Here is a 12437-nt window from a genome sequence, read left to right as displayed (position 1 = left end):
TAATATATTATCTATTATATGTTTATCTACTATATTTGTTTTTATATTACCATTTTTATACATATTATATTATAATATTTCTCAATATGCAAAGCCAATAAAACTTTCAAAAAACGCTCTATTGGCTTCATCTTATATTTTTTTAATTTTTAAATACTTAGCTGGCACATTAGTTGAAAGATAAATATCATCATTTGCCTTATAAAATTTTATCCCTCCATCATATGCTTCTAATGTGTCTATCTCTAAAACTATATGAGTTTTATTTTTCCTACGTCTTGCAACCATAAGCGCAGTTTCTACTGTTGATGATAAATGTACATACTGTCTTTTTTGATGTTTTAATCCTTCTTTCGATATAAATTCAGTATAAACTTCCAAAGTTGTTCCATGATATAAAATATTAGGTGGAGTAATTTCATCATAAATAATTCTTCTCTCAAAAGAATGTCCATAAACGGCTCTTATTCTTCCTTCTATTAACTGAAACTTTCCTTTTACATCATTCTTAACAATGTATTCAATATCTGACACTGTAATATTCTCATAATAACTCTTTAAACTTTCTAATAAATCATTTACTTCACAAAAACCATTCTCATCTAACTCGAGTTTAAATTTCCATGGCTCGTGACGTAATGCATAACATATAGTATAACTTATATTTGATTCAAGCTCTTTATCCATATAATTCAACTCCTCCTAAAAATGTTATCACTATATAATATGACTTCATATAATATTAGAACACTTTATTTATTTTGAGATTCTATAAAATTTTATTATCTATATATTGAATAAACTACTATCCATTGAGTAACCATAATAATTATTAACATATTAATTTGGAGGATTTACAAATGATGAAGTCGATCAAAAACAGTTTTCTAATTGCAATATCTTTCTTGTTTATCTTTACGCTATTTTCATATTCACCTAAAGCTATGCTAGATGTGAATATTAAAGAAGATTCAAGCAATACAAAAACTCTCCCAAAAAATTTTCGTAAAACTAGTGATTTAAGTTCTATTGAGAATATTAACTATTTAAATTTAGAAGGATTAGATACTTTAAATATTTCTGGTAGTGAGCAATTTACCGAATTTAACCTTCCTTTATTAAAAGAAAATATAAATAATGACTTTAATATAGTTGATATAGACTTGAGAGAAGAATCTCATGGATTTATTAATGGATTTGCTATTAGTTTTGCTAATTCAAATAATAGTGCTAATAAAGGTCTTACATACAATGAGGTTATAAATAAAGAAAATGAAGATTTATCATCAATTAAAATAGGCGAACCATTAATCTTTTATAATAATAATAAAGAAATTATTCCTAAAGTAGTTCAAAATGAAGAAGAAGTTACTAAAGCTAAAAACTTATCTTATTTTCGTATTCCGGTAACTGATGGTGGATTGCCAAATGAAGATATGGTTAACCGCTTTGTATCTTTTGTAAGTGAACTTCCTGAAAATACTTGGCTTCATTTTCACTGCAAAGCTGGTATAGGTAGAACCACTACTTTCATGATTATGTATGATATTATGAAAAATTATGATAATGCAAGTTTAGATGATATAATCGCACGTCAAGTTTTGCTAGCTAACTTAAATCCAAAAGAATCCATAGACTTTTTTATGGAACGTAGATATACTTTTCTAAATGATTTTTATAACAAATGTAAAAATGATAAATCTATAAATACATCATCAAACTCTATTATTAGTGCTAATAATTTAATTAGTACTAATAATAGTTCTTATATAAAAAATTCTAAAGTACAAATTGTGACTCCTGAAAACTTTATGAGATTAATAGAAAGAAATGTTCCTCACATTGATGCATAAAAATAAGGCTGTATAAAAACAGCCTTATTTTTATATAATTGTTCTGTTTTTATTTATGCCACCTTACTTTCAGTAGAAATTTGCTTTTTAAATCTTTCTAATGGAATGAAAGCTATTACTACAATTGATAAAATCCCTTCTACCCCGGCAGTGGTAAAATTATATAAGAATGAATATAATGCTACTCCCATGCCTGGCGGTGCAAACTCTCCAAAAAATACAACACCTGATAAAAAGCTTACAAACACTGATACGATGACTGCTAATAATGATCCCATTATTGCTTTAACTTTACTCTCACTCCCAAATACATCGGCTAATCCAAGTGCCATAGTTGCAAAGATATAATCTAACAAAAATTGAACAGGATGTACTACATATGCTCCATTTAGTAATGATAGTAATCCAAAAATTATCCCCCCAGTAAGTCCTGCTGTTCTTCCATACAGCAATGATAATAGCATAACTGGCATCATTGAACATAACGATATCCCTCCATCTTGAGGATATCTAATAAATTCTATTAAACTTAAAATAAATGCTATAGCACTAAGCATTGCTATAACTACCATTTGTTTTGTACTTATTGGATTTTTCTTTAAATCTATTAAATATAAAATTAATATAATAGTTGATGCTATTCCTATAATAGTTATCAATATACTTCCTCCTTAAATTATCTTATTCTCCATAAGCCATATTCCAAAACTCCATCTCATATAAACTTGATTTTATAAATATATCCTTTAATTCTTCCTTTTCTTCCTTAGAAATATTTTCACATAAATAATCTATATAATTTATCCATGCATTAGCACATTCTTTAAATTCAACTGATGAATATTCTTCTATCCACGGTTTATAAAAATTACTTTCTAAGGTATCACTATATGTATCAAACAAATTTTTACCTATATAATAATAACTCCAAGTGCAAGGCATTATAGTCATTGCGATTTCCTTAGAGTCACCTTTAGTTGCTATTCCCAACATATAATTAGTATAGCTAGCTGTAGTTAGCTCACATCTATATCCCTCTACCTCTGCATCACTTAATCCAAAATATCTTAAATAATTAGTGTGAACTTGAGTCTCATCTTCTAATGTCCCCTTAATAGCTTCGCAATAAAACTTCATCTCTTTCATAGTCTTAGCCTTTACTAATCCCATAGCAAAAACTTTTGCATAATCTTTTAAATATAAATAATCTTGTATAAGATATTTTTTAAATTTATCTTTATCTAAAGTTCCATCACCTATCCCCTTTACAAATGGATGCTGTAAATACTTGTTCCATAATTCTTTTACTTCTTCAAATAACTCTTCTGAAAATTTCATTTTACTTAACTCTCCTAACATCTTTCAATTATCAACAAATCAAATTATTACTTAGCACTTTACTCATTGAATTTGTAAAAGTGATTTACTGGACCAACACCTTTTCCTATATCAAAACTATGCCTTATAGCTTCTGTAATGTACTCTTTACTTAATCTAACAGCCTCTACTATATCGTATCCTAAAGCTAAGTGTGATGTTATAGCCGATGACAATGTACATCCTGTTCCATGAGTGTTTTTTCTTTCCAGTCTTTCTTGCTTGTACACTTCAAAAATATTCTTTCCAATTAATACATCAACAGCATCACCTTCTAGATGCCCACCTTTCATAAGAACATATTTAGGCCCTAATTCTAATATTTTTTGTCCAACCTCCCTCATATCTTCAACTGTATTAATCTTAATTCCTACTATTTCTTCAGCTTCAAGAGTATTTGGAGTTATTACATATGCCCTAGGAATTAACTCTTCAATTAAGCTCTTTTTAGCCTCTGGCTTCAATAATGAATATCCACTTTTAGATATCATAACTGGATCTACAACTAAATACTTTGGTTTATACTTATTTAAACTAGTTACAATGCTATTTATTATCTCCGGACTAGATACCATACCAATTTTTACAGCTGCTGGCTCTATATCTTCAAAGACAACCTCTATTTGTTTCTCAATTATTTCTTTACTTAAATCCTCTACAAGAAATACTCCTTGTGTATTTTGGGCAGTTATAGCTGTAATAACGCTCATTCCATAAGTTCCTATTGCACTAAAAGTTTTTAAATCCGCTTGTACACCTGCACCACCTGATGAATCCGATCCTGCAATTGTTAATGTTGGTATTCTGTAGTTTCTCATTTATAAAATCCTCCTAATATTTTTAGCACTCACTTCACCTGATCTTGATAGAATTTTAGGAAAATAAAAAAAAAGCTATATTCCAGCAGAATATAGCTATACTTATATACAAAAATACTATTACTTATTTTAATATACTACGATGCTTTCCTCCGCTGGTATTATCCAGATCAGGTACAAGGGTTAATAGCAAAACTATCTCTCAGCCTAAATAAGGCACCCCTAGCAAATTCTATTATTTTATACTTTTATTATATTACTTTGTTACAAATTGTCAAACCACTATATAATATTTCTATTATTTAATTTCATAACTTATATATCTAGAGCTCAACTTAAGACCTAATATTTATCGAACTATATTTATATACTAATTAAAACTCTCTTTCTTTATATATTTCATAGGGTCTACTTGAATAAACTCTATAACTAATATTCCCATCAAAATAAAGCATATCTCGTGCTCTATCTACTAGCCATGGTTCTCTTATCATTTTTAACATTTCATCTTTAGCAAACCAACCAACCTCTACACTTTCATCACTACACTTTAAATGTCCACCTATCGCTATTGCTAAAAAATCAAATATAACTTTTGTCGGAACTATAGTTTTATTATCCCATCCTAAATATGATTTTGTATTTGAATATACCCCTACTAACTTATTAACCTTAATATTAATTCCAGATTCCTCAAATACCTCCCTTGTGACACCTTCTATTAAATCCTCACCGTTTTCAATTTGCCCACCTGGAAACTCCCATCCTCTATGTGGGTTATTTACAAGTAAAACCTCATCTCTATCATTTGTAACTAAAGCTCCTGCTGCTACAATATGTGTTGGAAACTCCATCTATATCCTCCCCCTTTATACAATATACCCACACAATATTATACCACTTAAATATTTTTCTTATGATTTGTTCCTTCATATCTTCACTCCTTAAAGAATTAGCAATATAATAATTATAATATTTAATAATTAACTTATCCATCAAAAAATTACATTTTTATTGACAGTGTTATTTACTTATAATAAAATTTCATTATACCAATTACGAACGATAAATATTTTTTTTATTATTTTGTACGACTTATTATCGAAAGGATGTGAAGATTTTTCAATAATATTTCTGATAACTTTTTTAATATTATTGAATAATAATTTATGATTAAAGATTTACTTTATACAATACCTAAAAATAAACACTCCGTTGAGGACTTAAAGTCTATTTTAACTCTTCATCCACAAATAAAATTTGTATCACTTGTAGGAGTAGATCTTTCAGGGAATGATACAGACGAAAAAATTCCTGTAAGCCTTTTCTTAGATGATATAGATACTTTTTTAAATGGAGTAGCTGTTCAAACTGATGGTTCTTCAGTTGTACTTCCTGGTATAGCTACTTTAAATAATGCAAAAGTAGATATGGTTGCTGACTTAAATTGTAATTGGTTCGTTGATTATAACTATGATTTTATTGATCCAATCTGTAATAAACCGATAGGAACTTTAAGAATCCCTTGCTTCCTATTACACAATGATGTTGCAGTAGATTCAAGAAATATCTTAAAATCAGCAATTACTACTTTCAAAGAAAATTTATGGACAATATTTAATTCTAATCCTGAAATTTTAGCTAGTTATAAAATTTCAAAGGATGATATTGAAGAAATAGTTATAACTTCTGCTACTGAATTAGAGTTTTGGGTTAAGACTCCAAACAATATAGCAGAAATTGAAGAACTACATACATCTCAAGCTCTTCATGAACAATATTGGACTAGAACTAAAGGTGCCGTTCGTACTGCTATGGAAGAATGCTTACTTTTAATGGACGAATATGGTTTTGAACCTGAAATGGGCCATAAAGAAGTTGGTGGTGTTAAAGCTAAGCTTGATTCTTCAGGTAACTTTAATCACATAATGGAACAACTTGAAATCGACTGGAAATTCTCAGATGCTGTACAAGCTGCAGATAACGAGTTATTTATAAGAATATTAATTCAAGAAACATTTAGAAGAAATGGTCTTGAAGTTACTTTCTCAGCAAAGCCATTAGAAGGTGTTGCTGGATCTGGAATGCACACTCATTTAGGAATAAGTTTAAAACTTAAAAACGGTAAGAGAGTTAATCTATTCCACACTGATGAAAATCATTTCTTATCAATTATAGGTTATGGAGCTCTAATGGGTGTTCTTAAAAATTATGAAGTTATGAACCCATTTATATCTTCAACTAATACTTCATTTAAGAGGTTAAAACCTGGCTTTGAAGCACCTGTATGTATAGTTACTTCATTAGGTTTAAGTCCTGATAATCCTTCAAGAAATAGAACTATACTTATTGGATTAATAAGAGATTTATCAAATCCTTTAGCAACAAGATTTGAACTTCGTTCACCTAATCCACACTCAAACACATATATAACTATGGCTGTTTCTTATATGGCTATGTTAGATGGTATGCTTTATGCTGTTAATAATAATAAAACTCAAGATGAATTATTAGCTGAATTATCTAAAGGCTCTGGTGAAAAAGCTGAATATTTAGAGACTGATAGAGCTTATAGAACAGAAGAAGATGTATTTGAACATTTCTCTGATGAAGAAATAGTAAAATACTTTGGGAATCCACCAAGAACAGTTATTGAAAATATTTCAGCTTTAGATTTATATCCTGAAAAATTAAATATCTTAAAAAGAAATAATGTAATGAATGATAGCTTAATAAATAGTTTTAGAATAGCTATGACTGAAAGATGGATGACTGAAATTGGAAATAGAACTATAAACAGATATATGGATGAAGTTAGAATGTGTAAATGCCTACACTCTTTAGATAGGGCTCTTGATTTAGATGTTTCTAATTGGATGAAAATAAATGATTTAAGACACTATATAATGAAAGATACTTATACAACTAAGAGCTTATTTACAAGAATTAAAACTGCCCTTGCTACAAATAATCTTCAAGTTGCATCTGATCTTTCCCTAGAATTAGACGAAAAGATGAGCCTTTTAAGAAATCTTTATTCTAACTACAAAAAGAATTTATTAGATATATAGAGGTACTTATTTTGAGCTGGATTAATAATATAAAAGATTATATTCCTTATAATGAACAAGAATCTAAGGATAAAGAACTTATTTTAGGTGCTATTTCTAGTTTTGACAACTTACTAACTAGAGAAAATTCAGTTATGCATATAACTAGCTCTGGTTATATTGTAAATAAATCTAGAGACAAGGTTCTTATGATTTATCATAAAATATACAACTCATGGGCTTGGACTGGTGGTCATGCTGATGGTGATGATGATTTACTTTATGTTGCAATAAAAGAAGCTAAAGAGGAAACCGGTATAAAGAACGTAACCCCCGTTGTTAATGATATCTTTTCTTTAGATGTCATAACTGTTAATGGTCATATTAAAAGAGGTTCTTATGTATCAAGTCATCTTCATCTTAATGTTACTTATCTTTTAGAAGCTGATGAAAATGAAGAGCTTATTGTAAATGAAGAAGAAACTGAAGGAGTTAGATGGTTGCCAATAGATAAGCTTTCTGACTTCTGTACTGAAGAATATATAATTGAAAATATTTATGATAAGCTTAACGAAAAAATAAATGCTTTAAACTAAGATAAAAAAGTAGCATCTATAACTCAAATCAAGTTATAGATGCTACTTTTTAAAGTTATTTTGCTAACATTTCCTTTGTATATTTTCTCCTGCTTACTAAATAGAAAATGCTTTGGATTATAAATCCATCAATAAATATTAGCAATGATTTCTTCATTAGTAATTCAGTCATTCCAGAATTAGATACCATTATATAAAGTAAATACATGCCTATTCCTCCACCAAATAATAATGGTACAAAGAAAGTTATTGATAATTCTTTATTTATTATTTTTTCAATCTCTTTTGTAGTTATACCTATTCTGTTAAGTGAAATTATTCTCTCTTTTTCAGAATCTATATCAGATAATACCTTATAATATAAAACAACTCCATTTGCTATCATAAATAATATTCCTATAAATATCATTGTAAAGAATATTATTCCACTATCTTCTATTTTTAATCTCACAAGTTCTTCTACATATATTGGTCTAAAATCTTCTATCTTAGCTCTTTCATCATAACCACTTATTCCCCAAAGGTTCCCATTATTCCAGTAAGAGTTGTCTAAGCTGTTCTTTTCTCTTAAATAATCTATTAGTCCGCAAAAGGCCTTATCTCCATTATCTAAGTTTATTAAATGTGCCTTTTTACTCTTGTTTTCATTTATCATACTTTTTACTACATTATAATCAGAGTCATCTAAAACAATAGCATTTCCAGTTGAGCCAGCTAATGTATATCTATAATTAATAAAAGGAACATCTTTTTCTTCTTTTATATTTTCTTTATTAATTTCTATTAAATTACTATTTCCCATTATCTTATTAAAATCTTCTTTTGGAAGTTGATAATTATTTTCTGCTGAAATTTCTTGAATAGCCTCATATTGCTTTTCAGTTAACGAAGTTAAAATCAAATTAGGGTTGTCATACTCTAAAGTTTCATTTGTTACAGTTATATCTATTGCACAATTAGGCTTTACATCAATATTAATCCCCATATGCTTGTTATAATTGCTTTCACTTATAATGCTCTTACTATCAGTCCAAAATGTTAATCTATCTCCCTCATCTTTAAACACAACTATCTCTATATATTCTAATACATTATAAGCTTCTAATTTACCCCCATTATTCTTTATTACTTCCTCTATTTTACCTTCTTCCACTTTATTAAATTCATCTGTTTCTATAAACATAATGTCATATGGATTATTAAGCTCTATACTTTCTCGACTAGCAGTATATATCGAATAGCTATATCCAACATAAAACATTGATCCTGCTAATAATATAGAAAGAATGTATAAAATATTTTTATAAGCTAAAAATCTATGTGATAAATTTGATACTACTAATATGTTTTTATTATATAGTCTAGGGAACTTAGCTATTATAAATTTAAATACAGCTATCCCTGAAGATATTATTATATATGGAGATAATATTATAGTTGCAACACATAAAGCAATTACAAATGTACTACCATCAAATATTTCTTTAAACATAGTCTTAGGTAAACAATACATAGCTACTACAAATAAAATTAACGCTATTATCCCAAGTACTACATTTGCTTTCCCAACTTCCTTTTTCTTATCGGATTTTATTGCATCTATTATAGATACTCTTTTTATATAAATAATATTAAATATTACATTACAAAGAAAAATTAATATAAAAATACCTGTACTTAATAAAAAACTCTTAAAATTTATCTCATATGTAATATTAGTAAACTTTAATACCTTATTTAATCCCATATAAAATAATCTTCCCAATAATGCTCCTGTCATAACCCCTGTTGCTAAGGATGCTATCATTACTCCTAAGTTTTCAACTACTATAAGCTTGCTTAAATCCTTAGTTGTCATCCCTAAGGTTAAATACATACCAAATTCCTTCCCTCTATTTTTAAGAAATGATATATTGGTATAAGTAATGAAGACTATTGAAAATACTATTAGTCCCATAAGTGAAATATTTATAGTTTCGTAAAATGCTGTCTCACCAATAGTATCTAATATGCTTTTATTAAACATCAAACTTCCATACATAAAAAGCATTGCTATAATTAATGAGTTAACAAAGTAAAATGATATATACTTATTAAAATTATGAGTAAAATTCTTTCGTATTATAGAAGAAAATTTCATTAGTTTTCCCCTCCTATAACACTTTGAACTTCTAGTATCTTATCAAAAAACTTCTTTCTATCTCCTCCTGAAGTAATTTCCATCTTTATTTTACCATCTTTAATAAAGATAATTCTTTTGCAGAAAGATGCTGCAAATGGATCATGAGTTACCATAAGTACAGTGCTATTTATCTCAGTATTCATCTTGCTTATAGTATTCATTATATTATCAGCTGATTTAGAATCTAAATTACCTGTTGGTTCATCTGCAAATATTATAGCTGGGTCATTTATTAAAGCTCTTGCAGCTGCTACTCTTTGCTTTTGCCCTCCTGATATATGATAAGGATATTTATTATGTAATTCTCCTATATTAAAAAAGTTCATAAGCTTAATTACATTTTTCTCAATTGCCTCTGGATTCTTTTTATCAAGTATAAGTGGTAATGCTATGTTTTCCTTTAATGTTAAGCTATCTAATAAATTAAAATCTTGGAATATATACCCTATATTCTTTCTTCTAAACAAAGCTAAATCATCTTTTTTCATTCTACTTATATCTTTACTACTTATTAATACCTCACCTGAAGTATTTTTATCTACTCCTGATAAAATATTAAGTAAAGTAGTCTTCCCACTTCCACTAGGTCCCATTATACCTACAAATTCACCTTTATTTACTACTAAGTTAATTCCGTCTAATGCTACAACTTCCTTTGCACCTTTATATGAACTATAAACCTTAGTTAAACTATTTACCTTTAAAATCTCCATCTTTAATTTACCTCTCTCCTACTATTAATTATAAACTATCTTCAATATACAAAGTACATTACTAAACCTTTCATTAATAATTATAAAAGGGAATCCAATAATCTCTAATGGATTCCCCTTACATAACCTTACATTTTTGCAAGGTTACTTATTATCAAAGATTTTGTTTATGTTAAACTTAATAGTAAATACAGTTCCTTCTCCATACACTGATTCTAAATTAATATCATGTCCTAGCCTTTCTGATATAAGTTTTACCATATAAAGCCCTATTCCTGTTGAAGACCTTTCATTTCTTCCATTATTCCCCGTATAGAAAGATTCAAATAACCTTGGTAAATCCTCTTCTTTTATTCCAACTCCATAATCCTTTATTATTAACTCCACATATTCTTCATGTTCTTTTGCTGATATTTCTACAATATCTCCATTTTTCTCTTTAGAATATTTAATAGAATTATTGATTACCTGCTCTATCATATATGTAGCCCATTTTTTATCAGTATAAACATATATATTTTCATCAATACTTACCTTAGGAAATACTCCTTTGTAAATAAAATCTCTTTTTTTTAAATTCACTACTGAGTTTATTACTTCCTTTAAATTTATGCTATTAGTAATATAATCTCTTGAAAAATCATCTAATCTTAATATATTTAAACATTCTTCTAAGTTCTTTTTTAAAATTTTATTTTCTTCTTGTATATCAGTAATACACTTATTTTCTTCACCATTTAAAATATTTTTCTCACAAGCTAAATCTATAACTGTTATAGAGGTCTTCATATTATGAATCCATTGAGAAAATAAAGTATCTCTATCGCTTATTTGTCTTTTTAAAACTGTTATATCACTAATATACTCTTTATGAAGAGCCATAACTACACTTAATACCTCTTCCTCCATATACGTTAAATCTGAATTACTATAATCTGGACTTCTTTTACTATCTAATAATTTTTCTTTAAAATTCTTATATTTGATTACCTCAATAACAAAATATATAGATATTATAAATATACTAAGCATCAATGGATAGATAATTTCACTATCATCAAACAACAAATAATAAAAAAGAATTATAACTAATGTGTTTATCATAAGTACTATTAGATCTCTACTCTTTATCTTTGCAACACTAACTATCAAGTCCATTAAATACATATCCTACACCTCTTTTAGTTATAATTGCATTTTTAATACCTAAATCACTTAGTTTCTTTTTAACTCTTGTCATATTTACCGTTAATGTATTATCATCTACAAATACAGCATCATCCCATAAGGCTTCAAGTATCTCTTCCCTTGTAACAATTTGTCCTTCTTTAGTTAAAAGTATATTTAATATTCTATATTCATTTTTAGTTAATTCAATAATATCTTCTTTATATCTTAATTTCATACTTTCATGAATCAAATATAAATCTTTTTTATCATCAGTTAATTTACCTTCATCTATATACTCATTAACTCTCCTTAATAAAGCATTAATCTTTGCTAAAAGTATTCCTACTACAAATGGTTTGGTAATATAATCGTCAGCACCAAGCTCCATACCTCTTATTTGTTCACCTTCATCACTTCTAGCTGAAAGTATAATAACTGGTGTTTTACTCTTATTTCTAATTAGCTTTAAATAATAAAATCCATCAAATTTAGGCAAGTTTATATCTAATATTATTAAATTAGGCTTTATTTCCTCAACACTTTCCATTACATTATTAAAATTATCTATTGTATAAACATTATAATCATATGCACTTAAATATTCCCCAATGTATTCCTTCAGTTTAATATCATCCTCTATTAGTAATATCTTCATCCTATCCTCCAGTTAGTAAACAT

At 27.7% G+C, this 12437-nt stretch carries 12 protein-coding genes and 1 riboswitch; of the genes, 3 read left to right on the top strand and 9 right to left on the bottom strand.

Annotation, left to right across the window (positions count from 1 at the left end; translation table 11 throughout):
- Nucleotides 1–132 precede the first annotated feature (132 nt).
- Entirely contained in the window at nucleotides 133–687 is a 555-nt protein-coding gene (locus H8S20_RS17100) for an RNA 2'-phosphotransferase (protein ID WP_032119351.1), read from the bottom strand.
- A 173-nt stretch (nucleotides 688–860) separates the two neighbouring features.
- Here H8S20_RS17100 and H8S20_RS17095 point away from each other — a divergent pair, with 173 nt between their 5' ends.
- Nucleotides 861–1853 carry a fused DSP-PTPase phosphatase/NAD kinase-like protein gene (locus tag H8S20_RS17095; RefSeq protein WP_051986931.1) on the top strand — a complete coding sequence of 331 codons (993 nt, stop codon included), beginning with the start codon at nucleotides 861–863 and terminating at the stop codon, nucleotides 1851–1853.
- A gap of 53 nt (nucleotides 1854–1906) precedes the next feature.
- Here H8S20_RS17095 and thiT read toward each other — a convergent pair whose 3' ends face one another.
- From thiT to H8S20_RS17075, 4 genes are all read right to left on the bottom strand, one after another.
- Nucleotides 1907–2515 carry an energy-coupled thiamine transporter ThiT gene (gene thiT / locus H8S20_RS17090; RefSeq protein ID WP_032119352.1) on the bottom strand — a complete coding sequence of 203 codons (609 nt, stop codon included), beginning with the start codon at nucleotides 2513–2515 and terminating at the stop codon, nucleotides 1907–1909.
- Nucleotides 2516–2534: 19 nt separating this feature from the next.
- Nucleotides 2535–3191, bottom strand: coding sequence for a thiaminase II (gene tenA, locus H8S20_RS17085; RefSeq protein WP_186860862.1), 657 nt, complete (start codon nucleotides 3189–3191; stop codon nucleotides 2535–2537).
- A 59-nt stretch (nucleotides 3192–3250) separates the two neighbouring features.
- Entirely contained in the window at nucleotides 3251–4048 is a 798-nt protein-coding gene (gene thiD / locus H8S20_RS17080) for a bifunctional hydroxymethylpyrimidine kinase/phosphomethylpyrimidine kinase (protein WP_032119354.1), read from the bottom strand.
- A 130-nt stretch (nucleotides 4049–4178) separates the two neighbouring features.
- A riboswitch (TPP riboswitch) is annotated at nucleotides 4179–4282 on the bottom strand.
- Between the two features lie 140 nt (nucleotides 4283–4422).
- A complete protein-coding gene (locus H8S20_RS17075) occupies nucleotides 4423–4902 on the bottom strand; it encodes an NUDIX hydrolase (RefSeq protein WP_186860861.1) in 480 nt (159 codons plus the stop codon).
- Between the two features lie 315 nt (nucleotides 4903–5217).
- Between H8S20_RS17075 and H8S20_RS17070 the strand changes: the two genes are divergently transcribed.
- Entirely contained in the window at nucleotides 5218–7119 is a 1902-nt protein-coding gene (locus H8S20_RS17070) for a type I glutamate--ammonia ligase (RefSeq protein WP_032119360.1), read from the top strand.
- 11 nt (nucleotides 7120–7130) lie between these two features.
- A complete protein-coding gene (locus H8S20_RS17065; RefSeq protein WP_186860860.1) occupies nucleotides 7131–7694 on the top strand; it encodes an NUDIX hydrolase in 564 nt (187 codons plus the stop codon).
- 55 nt (nucleotides 7695–7749) lie between these two features.
- Here H8S20_RS17065 and H8S20_RS17060 read toward each other — a convergent pair whose 3' ends face one another.
- From H8S20_RS17060 to H8S20_RS17045, 4 genes are all read right to left on the bottom strand, one after another.
- Nucleotides 7750–9834: an FtsX-like permease family protein gene (locus H8S20_RS17060; protein WP_186860859.1), complete on the bottom strand. Its 2085-nt coding sequence runs from the start codon at nucleotides 9832–9834 to the stop codon at nucleotides 7750–7752.
- Complete coding sequence (locus tag H8S20_RS17055; RefSeq protein WP_032119363.1) at nucleotides 9834–10589, bottom strand: ABC transporter ATP-binding protein; 756 nt, start codon at nucleotides 10587–10589, stop codon at nucleotides 9834–9836. The genes H8S20_RS17060 and H8S20_RS17055 overlap by 1 nt, the downstream gene beginning before the upstream one ends.
- A gap of 144 nt (nucleotides 10590–10733) precedes the next feature.
- The gene (locus tag H8S20_RS17050) at nucleotides 10734–11756 is read right to left on the bottom strand and encodes a sensor histidine kinase (RefSeq protein ID WP_032119364.1); all 1023 of its coding nucleotides are present in this window, start codon (nucleotides 11754–11756) and stop codon (nucleotides 10734–10736) included.
- Nucleotides 11731–12414 carry a response regulator transcription factor gene (locus H8S20_RS17045; RefSeq protein ID WP_032119365.1) on the bottom strand — a complete coding sequence of 228 codons (684 nt, stop codon included), beginning with the start codon at nucleotides 12412–12414 and terminating at the stop codon, nucleotides 11731–11733. The genes H8S20_RS17050 and H8S20_RS17045 overlap by 26 nt, the downstream gene beginning before the upstream one ends.
- Between the last annotated feature and the right edge of the window lie 23 nt (nucleotides 12415–12437).

Source organism: Clostridium hominis (genome assembly GCF_014287825.1).
Taxonomy (GTDB): Bacteria; Bacillota; Clostridia; order Clostridiales; family Clostridiaceae; genus Clostridium; species Clostridium hominis.
This window is presented reverse-complemented; position numbering and strand designations above follow the sequence as displayed.